Annotated in this window: 30 protein-coding genes; 13 read left to right on the forward strand and 17 right to left on the reverse strand. The window is 53.6% G+C overall.

From position 1 onward, the window contains the following. Window positions 1–36: 36 nt before the first annotated feature. Both FEE96_RS18545 and FEE96_RS18550 read right to left on the reverse strand, forming a co-directional pair. A complete protein-coding gene (locus FEE96_RS18545) occupies window positions 37–261 on the reverse strand; it encodes a DUF1150 family protein (RefSeq protein WP_138164621.1) in 225 nt (74 codons plus the stop codon). Continuing rightward, window positions 261–677, reverse strand: a complete 417-nt coding sequence (locus tag FEE96_RS18550; protein ID WP_138164622.1) for an Hsp20 family protein — start codon at window positions 675–677, stop codon at window positions 261–263. The genes FEE96_RS18545 and FEE96_RS18550 overlap by 1 nt, the downstream gene beginning before the upstream one ends. 177 nt (window positions 678–854) lie before the next feature. Between FEE96_RS18550 and FEE96_RS18555 the strand changes: the two genes are divergently transcribed. Next, a complete protein-coding gene (locus tag FEE96_RS18555; RefSeq protein ID WP_138164623.1) occupies window positions 855–1,079 on the forward strand; it encodes a YdcH family protein in 225 nt (74 codons plus the stop codon). A gap of 234 nt (window positions 1,080–1,313) precedes the next feature. Here the strand turns inward: FEE96_RS18555 and FEE96_RS18560 are convergent, their stop codons facing one another. The 5 genes from FEE96_RS18560 to FEE96_RS18575 all read right to left on the reverse strand — a co-directional run bounded on the left by FEE96_RS18560 (window position 1,314) and on the right by FEE96_RS18575 (window position 2,996). After that, window positions 1,314–1,730 (reverse strand): VOC family protein, encoded by a 417-nt coding sequence (locus FEE96_RS18560; RefSeq protein ID WP_138164624.1) that lies wholly within the window; start codon window positions 1,728–1,730, stop codon window positions 1,314–1,316. Window positions 1,731–1,806: 76 nt separating this feature from the next. Next, window positions 1,807–2,121: a DUF1272 domain-containing protein gene (locus tag FEE96_RS18565; protein WP_138164625.1), complete on the reverse strand. Its 315-nt coding sequence runs from the start codon at window positions 2,119–2,121 to the stop codon at window positions 1,807–1,809. A gap of 35 nt (window positions 2,122–2,156) precedes the next feature. Further along, entirely contained in the window at window positions 2,157–2,378 is a 222-nt protein-coding gene (locus FEE96_RS18570; RefSeq protein WP_138164626.1) for a hypothetical protein, read from the reverse strand. Window positions 2,379–2,494: 116 nt separating this feature from the next. Then, entirely contained in the window at window positions 2,495–2,629 is a 135-nt protein-coding gene (locus FEE96_RS24010; RefSeq protein WP_281278371.1) for a hypothetical protein, read from the reverse strand. A gap of 70 nt (window positions 2,630–2,699) precedes the next feature. Continuing rightward, window positions 2,700–2,996 carry an SMI1/KNR4 family protein gene (locus tag FEE96_RS18575; RefSeq protein ID WP_138164627.1) on the reverse strand — a complete coding sequence of 99 codons (297 nt, stop codon included), beginning with the start codon at window positions 2,994–2,996 and terminating at the stop codon, window positions 2,700–2,702. A gap of 228 nt (window positions 2,997–3,224) precedes the next feature. On the opposite strand from FEE96_RS18575, the gene purE reads away from it, so the two are divergent. Together purE and FEE96_RS18585 are read left to right on the forward strand one after the other, a co-directional pair. Next, window positions 3,225–3,713: a 5-(carboxyamino)imidazole ribonucleotide mutase gene (purE, locus tag FEE96_RS18580; protein WP_138164628.1), complete on the forward strand. Its 489-nt coding sequence runs from the start codon at window positions 3,225–3,227 to the stop codon at window positions 3,711–3,713. Further along, window positions 3,706–4,785 (forward strand): 5-(carboxyamino)imidazole ribonucleotide synthase, encoded by a 1,080-nt coding sequence (locus FEE96_RS18585; protein ID WP_138164629.1) that lies wholly within the window; start codon window positions 3,706–3,708, stop codon window positions 4,783–4,785. The genes purE and FEE96_RS18585 overlap by 8 nt, the downstream gene beginning before the upstream one ends. Before the next feature lie 61 nt (window positions 4,786–4,846). Here the strand turns inward: FEE96_RS18585 and FEE96_RS18590 are convergent, their stop codons facing one another. The 3 genes from FEE96_RS18590 to FEE96_RS18600 are packed head-to-tail and all read right to left on the reverse strand — an operon-like array spanning window position 4,847 to window position 6,931. Beyond that, window positions 4,847–5,650: an esterase/lipase family protein gene (locus tag FEE96_RS18590; RefSeq protein ID WP_138164710.1), complete on the reverse strand. Its 804-nt coding sequence runs from the start codon at window positions 5,648–5,650 to the stop codon at window positions 4,847–4,849. A 41-nt stretch (window positions 5,651–5,691) separates the two neighbouring features. After that, window positions 5,692–6,540: a DMT family transporter gene (locus tag FEE96_RS18595; RefSeq protein ID WP_138164630.1), complete on the reverse strand. Its 849-nt coding sequence runs from the start codon at window positions 6,538–6,540 to the stop codon at window positions 5,692–5,694. Between the two features lie 34 nt (window positions 6,541–6,574). Next, window positions 6,575–6,931: a hypothetical protein gene (locus tag FEE96_RS18600; RefSeq protein ID WP_138164631.1), complete on the reverse strand. Its 357-nt coding sequence runs from the start codon at window positions 6,929–6,931 to the stop codon at window positions 6,575–6,577. A 185-nt stretch (window positions 6,932–7,116) separates the two neighbouring features. Here FEE96_RS18600 and FEE96_RS18605 point away from each other — a divergent pair, with 185 nt between their 5' ends. Then, the gene (locus FEE96_RS18605; RefSeq protein ID WP_138164632.1) at window positions 7,117–7,410 is read left to right on the forward strand and encodes a putative quinol monooxygenase; all 294 of its coding nucleotides are present in this window, start codon (window positions 7,117–7,119) and stop codon (window positions 7,408–7,410) included. Beyond that, window positions 7,410–7,835: a MarR family winged helix-turn-helix transcriptional regulator gene (locus tag FEE96_RS18610; protein WP_138164633.1), complete on the forward strand. Its 426-nt coding sequence runs from the start codon at window positions 7,410–7,412 to the stop codon at window positions 7,833–7,835. The genes FEE96_RS18605 and FEE96_RS18610 overlap by 1 nt, the downstream gene beginning before the upstream one ends. Before the next feature lie 41 nt (window positions 7,836–7,876). Here FEE96_RS18610 and FEE96_RS18615 read toward each other — a convergent pair whose 3' ends face one another. Continuing rightward, window positions 7,877–8,107: a hypothetical protein gene (locus FEE96_RS18615; RefSeq protein WP_138164634.1), complete on the reverse strand. Its 231-nt coding sequence runs from the start codon at window positions 8,105–8,107 to the stop codon at window positions 7,877–7,879. A 360-nt stretch (window positions 8,108–8,467) separates the two neighbouring features. Beyond that, window positions 8,468–9,088 carry a glutathione S-transferase family protein gene (locus tag FEE96_RS18620; RefSeq protein ID WP_138164635.1) on the reverse strand — a complete coding sequence of 207 codons (621 nt, stop codon included), beginning with the start codon at window positions 9,086–9,088 and terminating at the stop codon, window positions 8,468–8,470. 216 nt (window positions 9,089–9,304) lie between these two features. On the opposite strand from FEE96_RS18620, the gene FEE96_RS18625 reads away from it, so the two are divergent. Beyond that, a complete protein-coding gene (locus tag FEE96_RS18625) occupies window positions 9,305–9,595 on the forward strand; it encodes a PilZ domain-containing protein (protein ID WP_138164636.1) in 291 nt (96 codons plus the stop codon). 578 nt (window positions 9,596–10,173) lie between these two features. Here FEE96_RS18625 and groL read toward each other — a convergent pair. Then, a complete protein-coding gene (gene groL / locus FEE96_RS18630) occupies window positions 10,174–11,826 on the reverse strand; it encodes a chaperonin GroEL (protein WP_138164637.1) in 1,653 nt (550 codons plus the stop codon). A 63-nt stretch (window positions 11,827–11,889) separates the two neighbouring features. Continuing rightward, complete coding sequence (locus FEE96_RS18635) at window positions 11,890–12,177, reverse strand: co-chaperone GroES (RefSeq protein WP_138164638.1); 288 nt, start codon at window positions 12,175–12,177, stop codon at window positions 11,890–11,892. 362 nt (window positions 12,178–12,539) lie between these two features. Here FEE96_RS18635 and FEE96_RS18640 point away from each other — a divergent pair, with 362 nt between their 5' ends. Beyond that, window positions 12,540–13,565, forward strand: coding sequence for an acyltransferase family protein (locus FEE96_RS18640; protein ID WP_138164639.1), 1,026 nt, complete (start codon window positions 12,540–12,542; stop codon window positions 13,563–13,565). Here the strand turns inward: FEE96_RS18640 and FEE96_RS18645 are convergent. After that, on the reverse strand, window positions 13,562–14,236 hold the full coding sequence (locus FEE96_RS18645; RefSeq protein WP_138164640.1) for a DUF2161 domain-containing phosphodiesterase: 675 nt from the start codon (window positions 14,234–14,236) through the stop codon (window positions 13,562–13,564). The genes FEE96_RS18640 and FEE96_RS18645 overlap by 4 nt on opposite strands. Window positions 14,237–14,378: 142 nt before the next feature. On the opposite strand from FEE96_RS18645, the gene FEE96_RS18650 reads away from it, so the two are divergent. Together FEE96_RS18650 and FEE96_RS18655 are read left to right on the forward strand one after the other, a co-directional pair. Then, window positions 14,379–15,362 carry a TraB/GumN family protein gene (locus FEE96_RS18650; protein WP_138164641.1) on the forward strand — a complete coding sequence of 328 codons (984 nt, stop codon included), beginning with the start codon at window positions 14,379–14,381 and terminating at the stop codon, window positions 15,360–15,362. A 242-nt stretch (window positions 15,363–15,604) separates the two neighbouring features. After that, window positions 15,605–16,525 (forward strand): manganese-dependent inorganic pyrophosphatase, encoded by a 921-nt coding sequence (locus FEE96_RS18655; protein WP_138164642.1) that lies wholly within the window; start codon window positions 15,605–15,607, stop codon window positions 16,523–16,525. Window positions 16,526–16,593: 68 nt separating this feature from the next. On the opposite strand, the gene FEE96_RS18660 is transcribed toward FEE96_RS18655, so the two are convergent. Next, complete coding sequence (locus tag FEE96_RS18660; RefSeq protein ID WP_246079515.1) at window positions 16,594–17,400, reverse strand: M48 family metalloprotease; 807 nt, start codon at window positions 17,398–17,400, stop codon at window positions 16,594–16,596. 150 nt (window positions 17,401–17,550) lie between these two features. Between FEE96_RS18660 and FEE96_RS18665 the strand changes: the two genes are divergently transcribed. Continuing rightward, entirely contained in the window at window positions 17,551–18,102 is a 552-nt protein-coding gene (locus tag FEE96_RS18665; protein WP_138164643.1) for an ankyrin repeat domain-containing protein, read from the forward strand. A 104-nt stretch (window positions 18,103–18,206) separates the two neighbouring features. On the opposite strand, the gene FEE96_RS18670 is transcribed toward FEE96_RS18665, so the two are convergent. Beyond that, the gene (locus FEE96_RS18670) at window positions 18,207–19,817 is read right to left on the reverse strand and encodes a putative bifunctional diguanylate cyclase/phosphodiesterase (protein ID WP_171021753.1); all 1,611 of its coding nucleotides are present in this window, start codon (window positions 19,815–19,817) and stop codon (window positions 18,207–18,209) included. Window positions 19,818–20,344: 527 nt separating this feature from the next. On the opposite strand from FEE96_RS18670, the gene FEE96_RS18675 reads away from it, so the two are divergent. The 3 genes from FEE96_RS18675 (at window position 20,345) to FEE96_RS18685 (ending at window position 22,476) form a co-directional block, all read left to right on the forward strand. After that, on the forward strand, window positions 20,345–21,220 hold the full coding sequence (locus FEE96_RS18675) for a TIGR01459 family HAD-type hydrolase (protein ID WP_138164645.1): 876 nt from the start codon (window positions 20,345–20,347) through the stop codon (window positions 21,218–21,220). A 100-nt stretch (window positions 21,221–21,320) separates the two neighbouring features. Further along, window positions 21,321–21,764 carry a MaoC family dehydratase gene (locus FEE96_RS18680; protein ID WP_138164646.1) on the forward strand — a complete coding sequence of 148 codons (444 nt, stop codon included), beginning with the start codon at window positions 21,321–21,323 and terminating at the stop codon, window positions 21,762–21,764. Between the two features lie 199 nt (window positions 21,765–21,963). Next, entirely contained in the window at window positions 21,964–22,476 is a 513-nt protein-coding gene (locus FEE96_RS18685) for a hypothetical protein (RefSeq protein WP_138164647.1), read from the forward strand. Window positions 22,477–22,539: the final 63 nt, after the last annotated feature.

The raw sequence follows: 22,539 nt of genomic DNA on the forward strand, positions 1-22,539 counted from the left end.
GTTCAGCGTGAGACTACACAGGGCCGCACATTGAGATCAATGCACGGGAACGGGCGCGTAGTCGTTTTGACGTGCCAGCACAAAGGCCATGTGGCGATCAGCGACCAATGCCAGCTGTTCGCCTTCAGCGTCATGCACGGCATATAATTGTGTGCGCCCTTTGGCTCCCTCCTGCACTTCAGCAGGAAGATCGGCGACATCCACAGTTTTTACATAGGCCATACGCGGCTCGAATTCAGTCTGCTCGGTTGTAGCCTGCATCACTCACCCTTTCTGATATTGATAGTTTGCACCACTGTTTCTGGCTTTGATCGGGTTAAATCGACATGAAGAAGCCCATTTTCCATGATCGCTTCTCCAACCTCGACCCCATCCGCCAGTACAAACATGCGCTGGAACTGCCGGGCGGCGATGCCCCGGTGCAGAAACACCCGGCCGTCACTGTCTTCACCCTGGCGACCACGGATCACCAGTTGGCGATCTTCGATGGTAATGGACAGATCTTCCTCGGCAAACCCTGCTACAGCAAGGGTGATGCGATACGAAAAATCAGAGGTTTGTTCTATGTTATACGGGGGATAACCTTCGTTTCCCGACTTAGCTGAACGCTCTAACAGGCGTTCCAGCTGCTCGAATCCCAGCATATGTGGGTAAGAGCCCAGAGTGAGTTTTGACACGTATTTCGTCCTTCAAGCATAAGCGACGGTCCCAACAGGCCCCGTTTTGGCGACCCATTCCAGTGAATATGGGAAGAAATTATCATTTTAACAAGAGCAAGACCTACAGGGTCTAGGCGAAAAGAGTGTAAACGCTTATCCTGCGCCGACGTCTTTCCTTACATTTCTGAGTCGCCAATGAACGCCCCCACTGACATTTCCATGAAAACCGATGAGGTGCTGAAGGTCGAACTTGAAGTGTTCCGCCGCCAGCACCGCGATTTGGACGAGGCAATCCATGCGCTTCAGGAAAAGAGTACCAGCGACCAGCTCACCCTACGGCGCCTAAAAAAGCAAAAGCTATGGCTCAAAGATATCATCGCTCAGATTGAAGACCGGCTTTTGCCGGATATCATTGCCTAAAGTTCGCTCGTGTTCTGGGTTTCGTATAAGTACACGGCCTCTTTGGTCAACATGTAACCTATACGATATTGGCCATCAGTAATGACCATCGAAAAACGCGTTAACTGGACAAACGACCAACAGGATTCGGCCGGTTCCAGTGAGACGCGTGAACTACTTTCATAATTCCTCTGCAAGGCTTGCTCAGTATTTGCCACGAAATCTCCTACCAATTCGACACCTCGATAGCCTGCGCTATTCGTCTCGTCCGGGTTCGTCTGAATTGCTGGAGAACAATGCGATTTTGTTGCCTTGCGGGTCGCGAAGGTAGCCAACATAGAAATGAGGCCCATACGAGTCGCGAAAGCCCGGCTGACCCTCGTCAAAGCCGCCAGCGGCAAGTGCGGCAGAGTGAAGGTCACGAACCAGTTTTTGACTGCGAGCCTCAAATGCGATCATAGCACCGTTCCCAGCCGTGGCCGGACCTCCATCGAAGGTTGGTTTTACGTAGAAATCTGGCAAAGCGGCAGGTTGTCCCGGATGTGCGGGCAGCGTGTAGCTTAGCCCTTCAGGCCCCTCCTCCACCCTGTACTCAAGGGCTGGCAGGAGCGCAGCGTAAAACCGTTTCGCCCGAGCGATGTCATCAGCCCCAACAGTAACGTAGGCAATCATGTGCTGTGTTCCTTTCCAAACATTTGGTCATTGCAACGAGATCGCTGCATCCTGGCAGGCCAACACAAGGATCACCTCACCGCTCTTCTGGCTTCAAATCTCGGATACGCTCAACATGCGTTTTGATATCCTCTAAACTGAACTTGCTGTGTTTGCGGTTTGTGCCAGCCGGATGATTGCCCAACCCCAGTTTCAACCCTGCCCGCCAGGCATTTTGTGGCCGGATTGGACGCGGGGCAAACCCGCCTCCGCAAGTCGGGCAGACATTGTGTAATATGGTTTCGACGCAGTTTTTGCAGTAGGTGCATTCATAGCTGCAAATCCGCGCATCGGGTGATTGGGGCGGCAGGTCGCAGTCGCACAGTTCACAATTGGGGCGTAGCTCCAACATGGGGAATTTCTCCAAAACGGATTTCGGTAACCCTGTCACAGGCCTCGCCCCATGCCAATACGATGGTCATTTCCAACTAAGGTCCCACCCGGCATCGAGCCAAACTCTCCCGCCCCCTTTGGTCCGGACGGCTGCGCCGCACGTTCTGCGGGGTTGGGCATGGCAGCGCGCAGGGCGCGCTGCGGTTGCGTCCAGAAGCCATCCGCGCCGCGTCCTTGCGCGGCGCTATGCCCAACGGGAGGCCCGGCATGTTGCATGCCGGGTCGACGGACGGGAGCACACCAGAAATCAGTCGGTCATTTCAGGATTTTTGGCTACTTCTCACATGGCGCAGCCGCAAGGGCGCCAAACCGAGACAGGGCAATTCCACGGCTTAGTATTCCTCCTCATCAACCTCGCCTTCATGCTTTAATCCGGCGATGAAGGCAGAAAAGGTCTCGGCAATGGGCTCCAGCGTGGCAACCAGCTCCGTCGCTGTTTCGACTGCAAAGTGATCGGGATCATGCATCGAAACCTGACCTTTCTCGAGATTCAGCAGGACACATACGCCACAGGTCCCTGAACCAATAAAAATATCCTTAGATTAAGCCCGTCGCAAACTCACCCAAATCGCAACTCTCAGCGAAGTTCCAATTTTCATTCAAGTTGCGGTAACCTTCACCGCAGTTCAAAGAGAACAGCTCCTCTAGCACCAAATAGTCCTTTGGGTTGCTCTTGGTTGAGAAATGGTTCTTTTCAAAATCTCCACCATTATGAGCAGCGAGGTAGGCCTTGTAGCCCTCAGGCAAGGTCAACGAATTTTCCGTTTCAAAGGCCTGAATATCGGCTGAGCTCACAGCGCCGAACGGATTGGATTGAATAATTTTGTTGGTCATAAACTGTGCTCAATTGCGATTTTCTATGTCGCGGAAACCTAACCTAGCCCCCAGAGCGTTCCAAATGTCTTTTAGATCTACATACTAAACTGTATCCAGGCCTAATAATCGTCAAACCATCGGCTTTGCCGCATTGCCTAAACCTGCGGTACCCCTATAGTGCCCGCTTCTCTTTCACCCCGGCGGTGGCATCCCGCGCACCGCAGTAAAACAAGGGACAGGGCACAAATGGCCGACATTAAAGTGGGTATCATCATGGGCAGCCAATCGGATTGGCCCACCATGAAAGAAGCCGCCAATATACTGGACGAGCTGGGCATCGCATATGAGGCCAAAATCGTCTCGGCCCATCGCACGCCAGACCGGCTGTGGACCTATGGAAAATCCGCTGCTGAGCGTGGTTTGCAAGTGATCATCGCTGGCGCTGGTGGCGCGGCGCATTTGCCTGGCATGGTGGCCTCCAAAACCCGGGTGCCGGTTGTTGGTATTCCGGTACAGACACGGGCCTTGTCTGGTGTCGACTCGCTCTATTCCATCGTGCAAATGCCCAAGGGTTTCCCGGTTGCCACAATGGCCATTGGTGCTGCTGGTGCGGCCAACGGTGGCCTGATGGCGGCAGGTATTTTGGCGCTGCAAGACCCGGCACTGGCTGAACGGTTGGACGCTTGGCGCGCAGCCCTGTCTGCTTCGATCCCTGAGGAGCCGGTAGATGACTGAGGCGCTGAAATCGGGTGCCACCATTGGCATCTTAGGTGGTGGTCAGTTGGGCCGCATGTTGTCGGTGGCTGCCTCGCGCCTTGGCTTTGTCACGCATATCTATGAACCCGGTGCCAACCCGCCCGCGGGTCAGGTGGCCGACCGTGTCACCACCGCCGGCTATGAAGATGCCGAGGCCCTGGCTGCATTTGCCGCCTCGGTGGATGTGATCACTTATGAATTTGAAAACATCCCCACCGCCGCATTGGATGTCTTGGAAAGCCACCGGCCAATCCGTCCGGGCCGCGAAGCTTTGCGGATCAGTCAGGACCGGTTGACCGAGAAGAATTTTCTGCAGGATTTGGGTCTAAAAACCGCTCCCTTTGCGGACATCACAGATCAGGCAAGTCTGGATACTGCCCTGGCAGAGATTGGTGCGCCCGCAATTCTGAAAACCCGCCGGTTTGGCTATGACGGCAAGGGACAGGCGCGGATCAAAACTTTGGACGACGCCCAACAAGCCTTGGGCGACATGGCCGGAGCCCCTGCCCTGCTTGAGGGTTTCATCACCTTCAGCCACGAGGTTTCAGTTATCGCTGCGCGCGGGATCAAGGGTGATGTCTCCTGTTATGACCCGGGCGAAAACGTCCATACCGACGGCATTCTGGACACGACAACCGTTCCAGCCAAACTGTCCGCCGGGCAGCGCATGGATGCGGTTCTGCTGGCTGCCAACATTCTGAACAAGCTGGATTATGTCGGCGTCATGGGGGTTGAACTGTTTGTCACACCTCAGGGGCTGGTGGTGAACGAAATTGCCCCGCGCGTGCACAATTCCGGCCATTGGACCCAGAACGGTTGCACCGTTGATCAGTTCGAGCAGCACATTCGCGCTGTGGTTGGCTGGCCACTGGGCGACGGCCAACGACACAGCGATGTGGTGATGGAAAACCTGATTGGAGACGACATGGATCGGGTCCCGGAACTGGCAAAGGAAGCCGATTGTGCCCTGCATCTGTATGGCAAGGCCGAGGTCAAACCGGGCCGCAAAATGGGTCATGTAAACAGGGTGATCCGGTCACAGAGCAAGTAGCGGATCTATAGGTGCCCGGTCAGTGGGTCGGGCGCCCTCTCTCTCCAGCCTGCCAACAAACTCATTGCGTCGATTTTGCCCCTACCCCACCAAGACACCCCGTGCTGCCACACATTTCCTCGATGGTGCCCAGTAGTGAATCCATCCAGCTGACGGTGGCATTAAACCCGCCAAACTCGATGAAATGCAGCGTTTGCGCGATCACCCGCGGATTGTTCATCATGAAGGTATGGGTAACTGGTAGGGTCAGGTGATCTGACATTCCGTCTACCTTGGTGGATGCAACCGAAACCTTGCCATCATCCGGTCCCGGGATAAGCTTCGAAAACACCGGGTTCAGCGATTTATTGCCTGCAATGACCCCCAGTGGAAAATTCACCTCCGGTAACTGCGCTGGTACGCCGTCAGGCCCTGTTCCCAATTGCATGCCCGCAGGCCCGTTCAACAGCCCAAACACCTCCCAGTCGCCCAGCTCATCCACCAGTTCACTGCCGTGGTTGGGAGGCCCCAGCATCACCGTATAGCCCAGTTGCTCTGGCTGATGGGTCCCTAGCCAATACCGCAGCAGGATCCCACCCATGGAGTGGGTGACAAAATGCACCCGCTGGTCGCCACAGTCCGCCAAAGCACCCGGCAATGTCTGCGCGGCCAACGCTGGGACTGGCAGGTCAGTGGATGGATAGCCCGGTCGCACAACCTGATAGTTGCGGGCTTTTAGCACCTGTTCCATCACCGCAAAGGAGGCTTCGGTCCGGGCCAAGCCATGTAACAGCACCACACAATCAGCGGAAGCCGTTCGGGCCAAAGACAGGGGAAGCAGTGAAATCAGCAGGGCAATACAAATACGGGATCTACAATGTAACATCCTTCGCAGATAGGCAAAAACCGAGCCTGGGAAAACCCCGTTCATCCAGCTTTACGCGGCGCAGCCATGATCACCAGCGCAATACCGCCCAACACCACCAGAGTGCCAATCAGTAAACGGAGCGTCAGAACTTCGCCCAGTCCAACCACACCTGCCATCATCGCAATCACCGGCACGCTCAGCTGTACAGTGGCTGCAACTGCTGGCTGTAACTGCGGCAGAACCCGGTACCAGAGCGCATAACCCAATCCAGACGTCACCGCCCCAGCGGCCACCGCCAGCCCTGCACCAAAAACAGAAACTCTCTCTGCTTCGCCCAGCAGCCAAACCAGTGGAACCACCATCACACTGGCCCAAAGGAAATTCATAGTTGTGGCAGCCAATGGGGTTTTAACCTGACGCCCAAGCAGACTGTAGATTGCCCAGCCAAGCCCAGCCGCCGCCATGAAAGCAGCGCCAATCAACGGCACTTGCACGGAACCAGCGGGCCATAGAACATAAGCAAGGCCGCCAAAGGCAACTACCGCCCCTAGATACTGCCCAGAAGACACCGCTGCCCCCCGCAGCGCGCCCCAGCCAAACATGGTAATCTGCACAACACCAAACAGGATCAGCGCCCCTAGTCCGGCATCCAAACTGCGGTAGGCGAGTGAAAACCCGATCATATAAAGTGCAAGTGACCCGCCGCCGAGCAGGCTGAGCCTAGCTGGTTGGGCAATGCGTTGCCGCCGATATCGACACAGCATTAACAAGGTAGCTGCGCCTGCGACAAGCCGGACCAGAGCGAATTCCATCGCACCGATCTCGCCTGCGCCAACAGCCATCCGATTTAAGACCGAGTTGGCAGCAAATGCCATCATGACCAACACGGTCAGAGCAACTAGTCGCATATCCACCCCCAAGTTCAGACCGGATATGCCCGGCTTAGTTGTTCAAAATACGCAAATCAGTATCACCTTGACCGCAAGTATAACAGCAATCACTACAGCCATTTGCGTCATTCAGGCCAACACCCCAATAGCTGTCGGAATCGCCACGTACCCAAGCGCCATAACAGATCGTCTCGCCGCTTTGGCACTGAAGATTGTAACTGTGAGTATCGTAGTCATCCAGAATATAGACCTCTCCGTCACCCGGCCAGGCGCGGCTATAGTCCTGACTATAGAACTCCAGACTCACAACATTTGGATGTTCACTGCGGATCCTCCAATTCAAGTTGTCGGCAATAGCCGGGCCTGCCAATGCCAGTGTGAGCACAATCCAACTTATCAGTTTACCCATGAGTAGCTCCTCCATTTTGTCATTTCCCGCCTTTAAACTGCAACAACACCGGGAAAAATCAAAATCAATCTGCAGCTTCCTAAACAAAAACCACCCTCTTGCAGTCATGTTTCGCCTTTGGACCCTTGAAGAACTCGTTCATCAAACAATATAGTTAGCATCATAACCAATAACGGAATACCACTATGACCGAATTCAGCCTGTTTGCCACAATCACCCCGAAGCCCGCCCACTACGCAGAAGCACTTGCTGCCCTGCAGGGGATCATTCCTCAGACACTTGATGAACCGGGTTGCCTACGATTTGAGCTGAACACCGGCCAAGGCGACGATGGAAATCTGTATCTGGTGGAACACTGGGCCGATCCTCAGGCACTGGAAGACCACTATGCGCAACCCTACAGCACTGCTGTTTTCGACGCCTATCAAAACTGGTTGGCGAAACCTCCGCAGATCGTCAAAATGAATCGCGACACCTGATGTTCTTTCTCAAAGATCTGCCCACGCGTGAGATGATCAGCGGGTTTGCACATTCGCTTGACGTGGTGGATGTGCAAAAAACCGGTGATGCGCTGCAGATGCTACGTCGGGCCAGCCTGCTCATCCGGCAACTAGAGCGCTACTTTGCGTTGCATGGGTTGTCCCAAACCCAATTTCTGGTGCTGATGATCCTGCATCGGGATCAAAGCAAACACAGCCACTTAGCGGCTAAGATCTGCGAGAAACTGGATGTCTCCAAGCCCGTTATCAGTACCACGCTTAAAACTATGCAGCGGCGTGGGTTTATCGTTTATTGTGAAAAAGCGGAAGATTCACGAATGAAGCCCTTGCGCATTTCTGACGCCGGACGGGAGCTTCTTCTCAAGCTGCTCCCCGGCTATTTCGAAATTCTACAAGCAGGTTAGGTTCAACGAAAGATGGGGCTGCCACAAGGCAGCCCCATCCTTTAGAAGCGAGGTGGAAGGCGATCTATCGCCAGATCACCTAAAGGCTGCAGGCCGATGTCCCTGCGCATGTGGGCATTTAGTGGTGGCGATAGCATTGCAACCGGCCGCTTGCGCACGAATAGGTGACGCAACAATGCACTCAGCACGCGCCATTTTCCAAAGTCAGCTGTGATTTGCGACAAAGCTGCGTTTAGGTCAGCAAAGGGAGTCGTAGTTTCAAGTCGAGTCATGGTGATCAAGCTTCCGCATAAACGGAAGACTCCTGTTGTAAATTGAGAGTTGGAAGGACAGACCCGCAACGACAAAAAAGGTCGTGGGTCAGGCCCGATTAGACTTCAGCTGTGAAGAAACGTGTTCAGTCTTAGACGTAGTCAGCTGTTACGCTGCGACGCCCAAATTATCCGATTGCCACACAGCGCGAGGCGGTCATTGGTTGAAACATTGATCATAAGACGCCTCCTGTGGCTAAGGGTTGAACACGAGCTATCGTCTAACATGTACGTTGGATTCGCCAAATGGCAAAAAATAGTAAGCGCACCGACTGTTGCCATCGGGGCACGGCTGCCCCTGTGGGCCGCGTGGTCGAAGCCTTAGGTGAGCGGCAACATGACATGAGTTTGGAAGGCTGGACGCTCTGATATACGGGTCCACCAATCCTGCAATGCAGGCAGATCAGGGCGTTCAAAATTCATGGAGTGCCAGCGATAGGCTGCGCATCCCAGTGGGACGTCTGCCATGCTGATGTGTTCACCCAGAATGTAGTCCCTATCGGCGAGATGGTGATCCAGCATCCGCCAAAAACCGGCGCATTCCTTGATCGCATCGTCGACGGCGGCTTGATCTCGTTGTTCGGGGCTGGTTCGGATCAGCTGCCAGAACAGGGTTGTCATGGGGCGATGCAACGCAGTTTGATACCAGTCCATCCATTGATTGGCATGTCCGAGCTTTTGCGTTGTATCGGGGTACCAGTGCCCTGCCCGGTATTGATCGCACAGGTAGCGCACGATGGCATTGGATTCCCACAACACATAATCCCCATCGATCAGAGTTGGGATTTTCCCATTTGGGTTCTTCCCCAAATAGTCTGCGGCATCATTCCCCCCAAAGGCACCACCGATGTCACTGCGATCTGCGGTAAGCCCCAATTCAACCAGGCACCACATGACTTTTTGAACATTGACGGAGTTTGGGCGTCCAAGAACTTGCAGCATAGTCTCATCTCTTTTGAGGTCTGATCTCATGAATTTGACAGACACCATGAATTGTGACCAATGGCGACCGAAAAGTGCCAGCTGCACCGCAGAATGAACCAAGTTTGCGATAATGAGTTATTAGTGAAACCTGCCCTACTATTCGTCTTACCCGAGAGCCAAGGCAGAACCTTTGTCTTGCTCAATTGAGACGCGAAATGAGGTTGCAAGCCCCCTATGTCCCAGATGCCCGATGAAGAAGAAACACGCGTGCCGCTTAGGAAATCCTGCACATTGCACTATTCGGGTGGAATTTTGGCGGCTGAGACATTCAACATCAGCCAGAAAGGTGTTGGGATCGAACTGCCCAGCGGCTCACAATGGCTAAACCCGGCGGCAATCCAGTCTGTTTCCATCCGCAAGATTGGTGTTTTCGACGTCAGCGTGCGCTGGAAAAGAGGCACCCGCGTTGGGCTGTCTTTCCGCTCTCAAGCGCCAGCACAGCAGACGCTTGATTCATATTTGTGAGGAAACTGGAAGTAGCCCCCTCTTCTTGCATTGAAAGAAATACCCGCCTAGCGTCCTTATATGGTTTTCAGAATTCTTGAGCTCGACACAGGAAATATCTCGCTCGAATTTTGCGAAGCAGATATCGCCCACCTGCGAGCCACAGTCCAGGACGCGTATGGGGAAATACGCTCCAAGCCCCACATAATGCACGACAACATTTCCTTCGGCGGTTGCGAGTTCCTTTTCTACAATGAATGGGATGACCCTTGCTTGATCTCGCAGTGCTCTAAAGGGCAGGACATGTTGCTGTCGCTTGCCCACCTGCTTTCCAGTTGACGCGGTCTGCTTTCTCCGTTTTGAAAATCAAACTGGTTAGCAATAACTTCTGATGTGCGTTCGTGTTTGCCCAGAAAACCAATCTGAAAGCCCCCCACCAAAGTGCTTGCTCGATCTCGATTGAGCACATCGCAGTCAGCTGCGATCAGAGTAAATTAGTTTAACACACAAAAAAGGGGCCGCCCGAAGGCGACCCCAAATTCATCCGGTAGGATGGCGTGATATCCCTTGCGGGCCTCACAAGTCCAAAGGACTTGTGATTACATCATGCCGCCCATGCCGCCCATGCCGCCCATGTCGGGCATGCCGCCGCCTGCTGCGCCGCCGTCTTTCGACGGTTTGTCAGCAACCATGGCTTCGGTAGTGATCAGCAGACCAGCAACCGATGCAGCATCTTCCAGAGCTGTGCGCACAACTTTGGCTGGGTCGATCACACCAAACGCGAACATGTCACCATATTCTTCGGTCTGAGCGTTGAAGCCGAATGCAGCGTCGTTGCTTTCGCGAACTTTGCCAGCAACAACCGCACCGTCAACACCAGCGTTTTCAGCGATCTGACGCAGAGGCGCTTCGATGGCTTTACGCACGATGACGATACCAGCGTTCTGGTCAGAGTTTGCACCTTCCAGGGTATCCAGTGCTTTACCGGCCTGAACCAGAGCAACACCACCACCAACGATGACGCCTTCCTGAACAGCGGCGCGTGTCGCGTTCAGTGCATCGTCAACACGGTCTTTGCGCTCTTTAACTTCAACTTCGGTCATGCCGCCAACGCGGATAACAGCAACACCGCCGGCCAGTTTGGCAACACGCTCTTGCAGCTTCTCTTTGTCGTAGTCAGAAGACGTTTCTTCGATCTGAGTGCGGATCTGAGCAACACGTGCTTCGATCTCAGCTTTCTCACCAGCACCGTCAACGATAGTGGTCTCGTCTTTGGTGATTTCGATCTTCTTGGCAGTGCCCAGCATGTCCATAGTCACGGACTCAAGCTTCATGCCCAGATCTTCGGAGATCACCTGACCACCGGTCAGAATGGCGATGTCCTGCAGCATGGCTTTGCGGCGATCGCCGAAACCAGGAGCTTTAACAGCAGCGATTTTCAGACCGCCGCGCAGTTTGTTCACAACCAGAGTTGCCAGGGCTTCGCCTTCAACATCTTCAGCAATGATCAGCAGAGGCTTCTGCGACTGGATAACCTGCTCGAGCAGAGGCACCATGGCCTGCAGCGAGGACAGTTTCTTTTCGTGCAGCAGGATCATGCAGTCTTCGAGGTCTGCAATCATCTTGTCAGCGTTGGTCACGAAGTAAGGCGACAGGTAGCCGCGGTCGAACTGCATGCCTTCAACAACATCGGTCTCTGTTTCCAGGCCTTTGTTTTCTTCGACGGTGATAACACCTTCGTTGCCGACTTTCTGCATTGCGTCAGCAATTTGCTGGCCGATAGCAGCTTCGCCGTTTGCAGAGATTGTACCAACCTGAGCAACTTCAGCAGTGTCTTTAACTTCGCGAGCCGAGCCAACGATGCCTTCAACAACTTTAGCAGTTGCCAGGTCGATGCCGCGCTTCAGGTCCATTGGGTTCAGGCCAGCAGCAACCTGCTTCAGACCTTCTTTGACGATGGCTTGGGCCAGAACTGTTGCGGTTGTTGTACCGTCACCAGCTTCGTCGTTGGTCCGGGAAGCAACTTCCTTGACCATCTGAGCGCCCATGTTTTCGAACTTGTCTTCCAGTTCGATTTCTTTGGCTACGGATACACCATCTTTGGTGATGCGCGGTGCGCCGAAAGATTTGTCCAGAACCACGTTACGGCCTTTAGGGCCCAGGGTTACTTTGACAGCATCAGCCAGAATGTTGACGCCGGCCAGCATACGGTTGCGGGCATCGGTGTCGAATTTGACGTCCTTAGCAGACATAGTGTCTCTCCTCGAGAATATCTGTGTAGTTTGCGATGTTAGGGATCAGAGAAGCCGGTGGGCTTACTCGATGATGCCCATGATGTCGCTTTCTTTCATCATCAGCAGCTCTTCGCCGTCGACGGTGACTTCGGTGCCGGACCATTTGCCGAACAGGATGGTGTCGCCAGCTTTTACAGCCATTGCGATCAGCTCACCGCTGTCTTTGCGTGCGCCTTCACCAGTTGAAACAACTTGGCCTTCGCTCGGCTTTTCTTTGGCGGATTCAGGAATGATCAGTCCACCAGCAGTTTTTTCTTCGCTCTCAGTGCGACGAACCAGCACGCGGTCGTGAAGCGGTTTAAGTGCCATCTTTGATGCTCCTTAAGGCTCAAAGGTTGTTATCCTTGCGATCCCCGTTGGTAATGCCGGGAACCGTTATCACTCACTTGGAGCGAGTGCTAACGAGGGATAGCTAGGGTTCCGGGAAAGACGAGTCAACCGTATGCGCCATTTTTCTTTTGCTCGCTTGAAACCTGTCAAAAATACTCAAAACGAACCGGTAACTCAGGAAACAAATGGGGGGTCATGCTTGCAACTGCAACCTCAGATGGCAACCAACTGAACACAAACTGTAACTCGATATTATATTAAACTGATGATATTGATCAGGTAGCACGCTAACTCAACGTTTTTTCAGTCTTTATTACCGTATTAAAAGTACCAGATCACGCATGAACCAGACTATTGATTACACATCCCCCCCGCCAAAAGCCCGTCTGGATTGGGTAGATACCGCGCGCGGTTTGGCAATCATTCTTGTCGTTTTTGGGCACTGCTGGCGCGGCTTGGATCAAGCTGGTATTATCAGCAATCAGTTCCTGATCCGTCATGTAGATGACTTTATCTACATGTTCCATATGAACGCGTTTTTTGTGCTGGCGGGTTGTTTTCTGATGCGGCATGTCCAAAAAGCGTCGGCCAGTGGCTTTGTCTGGCGCCAGATTGCTCGACTACTCTATCCATTGGTTTTGTGGACCTATATTTTCATCGGGCTCCGAATTTTAGCCGGTGACGGCACCAATTCTCAATCCGGTCTGTCCGACTTATGGACATCACCACTGCCGCCGCTGGAGCATATGTGGTTTCTCTGGGCTTTGTTCATAGGCATGACCCTATTGGGCCTGCTGATGAAGCTATTCCCAGCTTTAACAACCCACAAACGCGCCTGGTACGCCATCGCATCAGCCGGATTGGTGTTTTGGGCTGTCGTGGATATTCCCCTGCCGTTGATCCCATGGCTGGGTGAAACCATGCGCCACACGCCATTTCTGGCCTTCGGAGTTGCTCTTGGATTGAGCACGAAGTGGATGTCTGGCCGCTACCCTCTCCCCATGGTCAGCTTAATTGTATTTTTGGTACTTGGGATTGCCGCCGGCTATTTCCCGGTCAAATCCCTGAGCCAGGGCACTGCATCAGCTGTGATGACTGTTGTGTTTTTGCAAATGGCGCAATGGCTTTCACATAGGTGGAGCGGGAAGACTTTTGGAAACGTCCTGCAACAGTTGGGGCAGATGACAATGGCTATCTTTTTAGCCCATACCATTTTTAGTGCCGCAACGCGCATCGTGTTTCTGAAGCTTGGTGTGAATGATCCAATCATACACCTGACACTTGGCACAGCAACTGGAGTGATTGGCCCAACGGTGATGTATCACCTAGCCCAGCGTTTGAACCTTAGTCGGGTCTTGGGATTCTAATCTTCAACATCCCAACTATAGGCCCAGTGTTTCAAGCCAGCAGCGCCTGCTTCCGTCAGCTGATAAATCCCGGTACTCACCCGTTCAAACCAGCCATAGTGATTGGCGGCCATCAGTTGTGTCGCCTTGGCAACCCCGGCTTGGGCCGCAACATCTGACCCTTTGGTCGCGCCGTTCTGAGCCAGATGTGACGCGCACCGCAGGGCGTCCTGCCGATATGCAGTGACAATCCCATGTCGCGTCGCGCCGCCCGCATTCGGGTCCCCCTGCAACCGGTCAAATTCTCGCAGTAGCCGTGTCGCCTTTTTCTTGGATTTGCGCGGCGCATAAGGACCCGGATCACACTGCACCTCGGCCCGGCCGTCGGGTAATACGATGATTAGCCCAATCCCCAACCGGCGCGACATCGCCAGATTGTCCTTTAACATCCGCCGCGCCTGTTTACCCTTGGGTTTGGGCACTGCGATATAGACCAGATCCGTGACCGCCAGACGGGTGATCGCCTGATGGAACAGCGACAGAGAAAACCGTAGCTTTAGCTCAACGATCACTGGGTCCTCATCCCCACGTCGCGCCACCACATCCGCTGCCCCGACCTCACCTTTGACGGTATAGCCCTGACGTTCAAGAAGAGCCTTGATCGGCGGATATAGTTGATCTTCACGGTCCATGGCGAGCACCCTACCTGTAACCAACACATTGCAACAAGAGCTGTTGTATGCCTTTTAATCAAGAGGTTATACTTCCGGACAAACGGGCCTGCGTGTTCCGCATCTACTCCATTTTCTCAAAAGTGAATTTCTGAGGCTTACTATGTTACGACTTCTTTCTGCTCTGCTTTTTTCTATTGCTGCAACCATGGCCAATGCCCGCTGCGAAGGTGTTGATCTTCGCCCACATCTGTCTTCAGAAACTCGGGCTAGGCTGGAACGCGAAGCTGCTAAAGTGCCCTTTGCATATGGCAATCACTGGATTGCAACAAAGGGCAGCCAGAGTATTCACGTTGTAGGCACTCTTCACATTGGCGACAAACGCATGCGATCTACAATGCGTAAGCTTAAGCCAATTATCAAATCTGCTGACCTGGTGTTTTTGGAAAGAACCACCAGCCAAATGGCCGAGGTAGGTTCCCCTATCAAGGCCTTTCCAAAGCTATTCCTCATGCCCCAAGGGCGGTCCTTGCAAACCATGATGTCGCAGAAGGATTGGGAGCAATTAAACTTCAAGCTGGCTTTTGAAAGGGCCAGTCCCGAACAGGTGGCACGCCTGCAGCCTTGGGCAGTGTCCTATATCATGTTGGGAAGCCGCTGTGGTGGGTTGGGGCTCACTTCTTTCAAAGGTTTAGACAGCCGCATCGAGGCCATTGCAAAGCACGCCCGCGTCCCCCTTTCTGGCCTCGAAGAAAACGGGATAGGTTATCGCGCAATGTCGCGACAACCCATGAAAGATCAAATGCGCCTTCTTAAGCTTGGCCTGAGCAGCCGCAAGGGATTTGATGATCACAGAATGACAATATTTGGTGCCTATTTCGATGAAGCTGTGACAGAGGCCCAGATACTTGGAAATTGGACGCTTTTTGACGACATGGACGTGTCGAGGGCCGAAGTCACCCGGTTACGACGCCAAGTTGACGCCCAACTCCTTGACTGGCGCAACCAACTGTGGATGCCGGTCATTCTAAAACGGCAAGAAAAAAACCTGTTCATTGCAGTCGGTGCAGCGCATCTGCCCGGACGCAACGGCATTCTGCAACTCTTGAAGAACAAGGGCTATTCGCTGACTAGGGCTGCGTTCTGACATCCTTTTTCTTGGGCAGCACGTTGACATACAGTCCAGAGGCGAGGCCATTGGAGGAACGCCATCCACTGTAACCTCGCTCCCAAACGGGAGATACTCTTGCAAAACCTTAAACCAAAGTCGAGCCTGTTTGTCTGAGCTATGCAAGGGACCAAGCGCCGCATTGCAGCGTACGCGGGGTGACATGTCTGTTTACCCTGCTATAACGCCCGCAAACTCGCTGTTACTTTTAGGATTGCATGATGACCATCCAGATTTTCGGACATAAATCCCCCGATACAGACTCCACCGGCTCGCCCATCGTTTGGGCCTGGTACCTGAACGAGATCAAAGGCATCGATGCTGAGCCAAAGCTGCTGGGCGAGCCCAACACAGAGGCCTTGTTCATGCTGGACCGCTGGAACCTGGATAAGCCGGAAATCATTGCAGATGTAGCCGACGATCAGCCGGTGATCATCGTTGACACCAACAATCCAGCCGAGCTGCCGGTCAATATCAATGGTGCCGACGTTCAGGCCATCATCGACCACCACAAGCTGGTTGGTGGGTTGGAGACAAAAGGCCCTATCGACATCACCATCCGTCCGCTGGCCTGCACCGCCACCATCATGCTGGACCTGATCGGTGATGATGCGGCCAAGATGCCAAAAGAGATCATGGCGGCGGCTTTGACCTGCATCCTGTCCGACACACTGGAATTCCGCTCGCCCACCACCACCGATCATGACCGGGCCACAGCCGAAACGCTGGCCGCTGATCTGGACCTCGACATCGCAGAATACGCCGCCGAGATGTTCGCTGCGAAATCCGACGTCTCGTCGTTTTCCGATGCCGAACTGCTGCGCATGGACAGCAAGGAATATGCTGTCGACGGCACAAAGTTCCGCGTTTCCGTGTTGGAAACCACCGCGCCCGGCGTTGTACTGGACCGCAAGGACAGCCTGATGGAGAGCATGAAAACTGTCGCTTCTGAGGATGGTGTTGAGCAGGTTCTGCTGTTTGTTATCGACATCCTGAACGAAGAAGCCACCCTGCTGGTGCCCAATGATCTGGTCAAAATAGTCGCCGAGAAGAGCTTTGGTGCGTCGGTAGACGGCGACCTGGTTGTCCTGCCCGGCGTGATGAGCCGTAAAAAGCAAATCATTCCCAGCCTGAAGGTCTGAGACTTTTCATACCAATGAGAAAAGGCGCCCATTGGGCGCCTTTTTTTGATGGCAGCACAGGCCAAATTTTAGCGAGCTTTTGCTAACCCAACGTTTGCATTTATCTGTTCAACCGTTGCCAGAACGATGGCCAACCGCTTTTCATCAGGTGGATGTGTTCCCCAGAACGACAGATTGCCAGATGAGGTTCTAACCTGTTCAGGCCGCGCAAAGAACTTGGCACCTTTAACCGGATCATATCCGGCAGCATAGGCAATCCGCGTTCCCAAGGTGTCGCTCTCCAACTCATAGGTCTGCGAATAGGCGCGTGACCCTGCGGCTGCGCCAATCCCCATGCTAGCTGCAACAAGACCCGCGTCGTAATCTCCGGCGTCTGAAGTTGCCGCCGCTGTAATTGCCCCAAGGATCAATGCGCCAGCCAGCTGCTGCTGTTGTTGTTTCTCGACGTGGCGCCCAACCAAGTGACCATATTCATGGCTCAGGATAAATGCCACTTCGTCGTCACTGGCTGAATCACGAAGCATCGGCATCGAGATCCGAATGATCGGGCTGTCGCCGTCATAGGTGAAGTAGGCGTTGCGCGAGGTCATCTTGCGATCGATTGCCAGATCGACATTACAGTCAAACCCACTGCGGTCAGCGGTCAACGTCTGACAGTACTGCGTCCCGGCCCGGCCAACCCGCGCTGAAACCCGGCGAAACCGTTGTTCAGCTGCGGAAGATGACAGCTGCTGTCGTGGCCCCTCTGCGCGCGCTTCTGCGAACATTCGTTTGGCCGTCACGTTTTGCGCCGAGCCGGTTTGCGGTAACTGATAGGTGGTCCCACAGGCCGACAAGGCGGCGGCAAAAACCATCGAGATGTAAAACGTCTTCAACGAATTCTCCTATCGAAACTGATTGGCGTCACAAATTGCACCCCAAGACAATCGTTAAGGGAATTATCCATTGCCATCAAGAAGTGGCAGGGCCTACGCTTGCTTGCAGATCCCGGTATTTTGGGAACGTCTGTTTTGAAAGGTTACCTTATGAACAAGTTACTCTTGGGGTTCATTGCAGCAATTGCTGCATCCCCAGTGCAGGCTGCTGATACCTGTACCGTGTTATGCCAAGCCGAGTTTTACCAAACCGCAACAGCCATCTCTGTTGCACAGGTGATAGAAGATGGGGCCAGCGCTACCGGCAGAGACACCGCGGGAAAAACACCGCTGCACTGGGTGAGCAAGGCCACACCGGCAACAATCAAAGTTCTGCTGGCCGCCGGAGCAGACGTAAATGCCAAGGACGACCTTGACCGCACGCCGCTTCATTTTGTGTCGGCAGCGGGCACACCAGAGATCGCAAACCTGTTGCTACAGGCCGGGGCAGACGTGAACGCGAAGACAGCAAACGACTGGACGCCACTGCATGGTGTGGCCAAGTTTGGTGTCCCCGAGACCATCAAGGTCCTGCTCGACGCAGGCGCAGATCCTTCCGTCGAAAATGAAATGGGAGAAACCCCGTTTGATCTGGCAGCGACCAACGAGCGCGTAAAGGCTTCACCCGAGTATCAAATCCTAAAGGCCGCTGTCGAAAAGTAGCGCTCAAATCAAAAACCACTGCCGTGGTTTCAAAAAGGCGCCTCAAAAGAGGCCTTTTTGCTGCTCTTAGCTCACTGAGCTAAGACACCCTGCTCAGTACTCTTTCAGGCGAATTTGGCAAACGGTACCGGCTCAACACCGTCTTGATCGCCGTTTCGATGCAGGTTTGACCACTTTGTTTCCAGCAGCCTGTCGATTTCATCTCCCGGCAAGGGTTTGGCATAATGATATCCCTGTCCTTGCTGACACTGGTACTCCATCGACATTAGGAACTGGTGGTCTTGCAGATTTTCAACACCCTCTGCGGTGACCGTCAATTCCAATTCATTGGCTAAAGCCAGAATACCGGCCACAATCTTTTGATTTTCCAGACAGCTATATATCCCAGTTACAAAGCTTCGGTCGATTTTCAGACGGTCGAATGGCAGCAACCGCAGGTTCGAGAGTGATGAAAAGCCAGTCCCGAAGTCATCCAGCGCAAGTGACACACCCAGCTCACGCAACTGTTCGATGGACCGCTTGGCCAAGTCAAAATCCAGAACAATCGCAGTTTCCGTGATTTCAATCTCCAGCCGCTGGGGATCAAATCCTGTCTCTCTCAGAATTTTTCGAACCATAACAACAAGATTTGGATCGCGGAACTGCACCGGAGAAAAGTTTACCGCCAGTTTCAACGAAGGGTCCCATTCACCGGCGTACTTGCAAGCCTGCTCCAGCATGCTCCAACCTAGCTGAGATATCAGACCAATATCTTCGGCAATTTCGATAAATATCTCTGGCGAAATCATGCCTTTATCAGGATGTCGCCAACGGGCCAACGCCTCAAACCCGCAGAGCTTGCCCGTTGCCATGCAAAACACCGGCTGAAAGTAGGGAACGATTTCTTCATTGCGGACAGTCAGCCGTAGGTCCTGCTCTAGTTGTTGGCGTTCCTTAGCAGATTCATCCAATTCGACATTGTACCAGGCAAACTGGCCGCGTCCTGCCTTCTTCGCGGTATAGAGGGCTTGATCCGCCAACTGCAGCGCAATTGAGACCCGCTGCCCCAGAACAATCCGGGAAATACCGATGCTCGCTCCAAGTGGAATTTTGGTGCCCTCATTGTTAACGGGTTTGGCAATCGCCGTCAGCAACCGCCGCGCTATGCGCTCTGCTCGTTCTACTGTTGAGCCGGGAGCAAGCGTAATTGCAAACTCGTCCCCGCCCAGCCGGGCCGCAAAGTCCCCATCTCTCATGACATCAGTAATGCGCTTTGCAGTCTCGGTCAGGACGTAGTCGCCGCTTGCGTGGCCATGCAGGTCATTAACGGCTTTAAACCGGTCAAGATCCAACATCATGACCATGATGCTTTTTTCTGTCGTTTTCTCAGACAGTTTCAAGTTCTCGATGTGATCTGAAAAAGCACGCCGGTTTGCAAGACCCGTCAGGGCATCATGGCGGGCAATTTTTTGAGCCGCCTTTTCAGCCTTATCCCGCTCTTTCACTGCGCGGGACAACTGGCGCGATCTGACAATCAGAAACCAAATCAAACCCACCGACAAATTCAAAACCAAGACCGCTAACTCGTCCAGCTCCCAATCCTCATGGGTCCGGCTTGCCTCATAAAAGGCTTCCAGCAGCTCATACTCAGCACTAATCGAAAACGTCAGCAAGGTGGTGAGGGTGATGACTATCGCTGTCGTATGCGCTTTGAGGCCATTCAGGAGCTTGTACAAGCCACCCTCCATTCGAAATTACTTCATTCACCACCAATCGTAATTTGGTCTATCTAAAAATTTGTTTACCTCAAAATTTAAGTTTTCAATAGGACCTCATAGATCCAGCTAGATCTAAGCACGCCATTTTGCCTCACGACGCGCCACCCTCGCAGTGCAGCGGAGCCTCTAACCGCTGAAAAACAAACACTTACCAGGAAAGACAGCCCCTCTCATCTGCATGATTGAAAAACTTCACCCGAGCATCGCAACCCAACGCCTTCAGTTTCAATCTGCGGCATTATGCGGCAAGTCACTGAAGTCCATCTCGAAATAACTTAATTTGACGCGGGGGTAGCGTCAGGTTTCTCACCCTCTGGCTGTAGGCGCACCCATAGGGCTAGCGTTAAAAGCTAAACGCCCCCCCATTCGAATCGCTACACCTTCAAAACGACATCAGCACACTGCGACCAAGCGATGGTTTCCTTCGATGGCCTTTAGCGTTGGGTTGCGCCATACATGGGTCAGGACCAACCCAAGGACATCCCATGACGCAGATCATCGCCGCCCTATCCGACGTTTCTTCACGCTATAAGGCGCTTTTTGTTGATCTTTGGGGATGTGTCCACAATGGCATCACCGCCTACCCCGAAGCGGTCGCAGCCTTGCAGGCTTACCGGGCGACGGGTGGTATCGTGGTACTGGTGACCAACTCGCCCAAGCCCCGCGCTGGCGTGGCCGAACAGTTGGGTCAGTTCAACGTCCCCGCTGACGCATATGACACTATTGCCACCTCTGGAGACTCGGCCCGGTCTGCGATGTTCCGCGGCGCAGTGGGAGAGAAAGTCTATTTCATGGGCGAATGGCAACGCGACGCTGGCTTCTTTGAACCGCTGCACATACTTGAAAACCCCAGCAACATTCAGCGGGTGCCACTGGCCGAGGCCGAGGGCATTGTTTGCTGCGGCCCCAATGACCCTATGGCTGACCCTGACGTGAACCGGTCGGATTTTCTCTACGCCAAGCAAAAGGGCATGAAACTGCTCTGTGCCAACCCAGATATCGTGGTGGACCGCGGCGAGACCCGTGAATGGTGCGCGGGCGCCCTCGCACAGCTTTACACCGAAATGGGCGGCGAGAGCCTTTATTTTGGCAAGCCACATCCGCCGATCTATGATCTGGCCCGCCGCCGACTGGCTGAACTGGGGCAGGACATCCCAGATGGCGATATTCTGGTCATTGGCGATGGGCCCCATACTGATATCGATGGCGGCAAGGGAGAAGGAATTGATTCTCTGTTCATCTCGGGCGGTTTGGCAGCCAAAGAGACAAAGACCGAGACCCAGCCGGATGCGCAGGCGCTAGAGCTTTACCTGAAACAGGAACAATCCAACCCGACCTATACCATTGGGCGGCTCCGCTAGCTGAATTAGCTCTTGATTTTCTGCACCTGCAAAGTAATAAAGTTGCGAAGCGTTCGAGTTTGACGCTTTATTATTTCACGAGCAAAATGTCGGAGGCGATATGTTGGACAACCAGCCACGCGGAACCATCTGCATCGAAGACATCGAAATGGGGATGACCCGGTCGTTGCGTAAAGTTGTGACCGACGAAGACATCGAGATGTTTGCCCAGGTATCAACCGACCGCAATCCGGTACATCTGGACGATGACTATGCACGTGACACCATATTCCAGGGGCGCATTGCGCATGGGATGCTAACCGCCGGGCTGATCTCGGCAGTGATTGGTGAACAGCTGCCTGGACATGGGACCGTTTATATGGGCCAAACGCTGAAATTCCTGGCCCCGGTGCGCCCCGGTGACATGGTATTTGCAGAGGTCAAGGTGATCGACATTGATATGTCCAAGCGCCGTGTCAAACTTGACTGCCACTGCAGCGTGGATGGAAAGAAGGTTCTGGCTGGCGAAGCTGTGGTTTTGGCCCCGTCACGCAAGTTTGACTGACCATCGCAGTGGTGCGTGCCAGCACGCACCCTACCCCCACCTCAAGATGTGGCATGAAATGGCCTAGTCTTAGGGCGTTCCGACATAGATGCCCCTCCAGCCCTCAAATCCGGTTGTCTCCGGGCTTTCAACCTTTAGAGTTCTCTCTGTCCGGCGGGCTGACCTCCGGTGTTGTTCATAGTGAATTTGAGGACTTAGAATGTTAAACCGGAAATCTGTATTTGCAGGCGCAGCTCTGGCTGCCCTGACCGCAACCGCCACCATCGCAGAGGATGCACCGTTTTTGAAATACGGCGATGTTGAAGGCTGGGGTATCTACATTGATACAGCCAAAAAGTCCTGCCTGATCGAAAAGACCGATACTTTGGGCAATGTTGTACAGATGGGCCTGACCGAAGATCGCGCGGTTGGCTATGTCGGCGTGTTCACCACTGCCGAAACAGATATCAAAAAAGGGGATACCCAGGCTGTTTTGATCTCAATGGATGGCAATCTCTATGCCGGTGAAGCTACAGGTATGCGCGGCAATATCACCAAGGGATATACAGGGGGATATGTTTTGTCTGAAGATCCACAGTTTGTGGATGATCTGGCGCGCAAGCATGTCATGGAAGTCTTCCCAGAGAAATCCTATGGGTTTTCAGTCAATCTGGCAGGAACATACAAGGCGATTGAACTGGCCCGCACCTGCAACTCTGAACAGCTTGGCTGATAGCTACACGTAAATCTGACGGCCGCCTCGGATCGCTCCCGGGGCGGCGAATGTGATGAACCG

Source organism: Parasedimentitalea maritima, from assembly GCF_005771405.1.
Classification (GTDB): Bacteria; Pseudomonadota; Alphaproteobacteria; order Rhodobacterales; family Rhodobacteraceae; genus Parasedimentitalea; species Parasedimentitalea maritima.

Bases quoted from the DNA above. Each gene is read 5' to 3' on its own strand.
- FEE96_RS18545 (WP_138164621.1), bottom strand. From the start codon at position 261: ATGCAGGCTACAACCGAGCAGACTGAATTCGAGCCGCGTATGGCCTAT.
- FEE96_RS18555 (WP_138164623.1), top strand. From the start codon at position 855: ATGAACGCCCCCACTGACATTTCCATGAAAACCGATGAGGTGCTGAAG.
- FEE96_RS18560 (WP_138164624.1), bottom strand. From the start codon at position 1,730: ATGATTGCCTACGTTACTGTTGGGGCTGATGACATCGCTCGGGCGAAA.
- FEE96_RS18565 (WP_138164625.1), bottom strand. From the start codon at position 2,121: ATGTTGGAGCTACGCCCCAATTGTGAACTGTGCGACTGCGACCTGCCG.
- FEE96_RS18570 (WP_138164626.1), bottom strand. From the start codon at position 2,378: ATGCAACATGCCGGGCCTCCCGTTGGGCATAGCGCCGCGCAAGGACGC.
- FEE96_RS24010 (WP_281278371.1), bottom strand. From the start codon at position 2,629: ATGCATGATCCCGATCACTTTGCAGTCGAAACAGCGACGGAGCTGGTT.
- FEE96_RS18575 (WP_138164627.1), bottom strand. From the start codon at position 2,996: ATGACCAACAAAATTATTCAATCCAATCCGTTCGGCGCTGTGAGCTCA.
- purE (WP_138164628.1), top strand. From the start codon at position 3,225: ATGGCCGACATTAAAGTGGGTATCATCATGGGCAGCCAATCGGATTGG.
- FEE96_RS18585 (WP_138164629.1), top strand. From the start codon at position 3,706: ATGACTGAGGCGCTGAAATCGGGTGCCACCATTGGCATCTTAGGTGGT.
- FEE96_RS18590 (WP_138164710.1), bottom strand. From the start codon at position 5,650: ATGTTACATTGTAGATCCCGTATTTGTATTGCCCTGCTGATTTCACTG.
- FEE96_RS18595 (WP_138164630.1), bottom strand. From the start codon at position 6,540: ATGCGACTAGTTGCTCTGACCGTGTTGGTCATGATGGCATTTGCTGCC.
- FEE96_RS18600 (WP_138164631.1), bottom strand. From the start codon at position 6,931: ATGGGTAAACTGATAAGTTGGATTGTGCTCACACTGGCATTGGCAGGC.
- FEE96_RS18605 (WP_138164632.1), top strand. From the start codon at position 7,117: ATGACCGAATTCAGCCTGTTTGCCACAATCACCCCGAAGCCCGCCCAC.
- FEE96_RS18610 (WP_138164633.1), top strand. From the start codon at position 7,410: ATGTTCTTTCTCAAAGATCTGCCCACGCGTGAGATGATCAGCGGGTTT.
- FEE96_RS18615 (WP_138164634.1), bottom strand. From the start codon at position 8,107: ATGACTCGACTTGAAACTACGACTCCCTTTGCTGACCTAAACGCAGCT.
- FEE96_RS18620 (WP_138164635.1), bottom strand. From the start codon at position 9,088: ATGCTGCAAGTTCTTGGACGCCCAAACTCCGTCAATGTTCAAAAAGTC.
- FEE96_RS18625 (WP_138164636.1), top strand. From the start codon at position 9,305: ATGTCCCAGATGCCCGATGAAGAAGAAACACGCGTGCCGCTTAGGAAA.
- groL (WP_138164637.1), bottom strand. From the start codon at position 11,826: ATGTCTGCTAAGGACGTCAAATTCGACACCGATGCCCGCAACCGTATG.
- FEE96_RS18635 (WP_138164638.1), bottom strand. From the start codon at position 12,177: ATGGCACTTAAACCGCTTCACGACCGCGTGCTGGTTCGTCGCACTGAG.
- FEE96_RS18640 (WP_138164639.1), top strand. From the start codon at position 12,540: ATGAACCAGACTATTGATTACACATCCCCCCCGCCAAAAGCCCGTCTG.
- FEE96_RS18645 (WP_138164640.1), bottom strand. From the start codon at position 14,236: ATGGACCGTGAAGATCAACTATATCCGCCGATCAAGGCTCTTCTTGAA.
- FEE96_RS18650 (WP_138164641.1), top strand. From the start codon at position 14,379: ATGTTACGACTTCTTTCTGCTCTGCTTTTTTCTATTGCTGCAACCATG.
- FEE96_RS18655 (WP_138164642.1), top strand. From the start codon at position 15,605: ATGACCATCCAGATTTTCGGACATAAATCCCCCGATACAGACTCCACC.
- FEE96_RS18665 (WP_138164643.1), top strand. From the start codon at position 17,551: ATGAACAAGTTACTCTTGGGGTTCATTGCAGCAATTGCTGCATCCCCA.
- FEE96_RS18675 (WP_138164645.1), top strand. From the start codon at position 20,345: ATGACGCAGATCATCGCCGCCCTATCCGACGTTTCTTCACGCTATAAG.
- FEE96_RS18680 (WP_138164646.1), top strand. From the start codon at position 21,321: ATGTTGGACAACCAGCCACGCGGAACCATCTGCATCGAAGACATCGAA.
- FEE96_RS18685 (WP_138164647.1), top strand. From the start codon at position 21,964: ATGTTAAACCGGAAATCTGTATTTGCAGGCGCAGCTCTGGCTGCCCTG.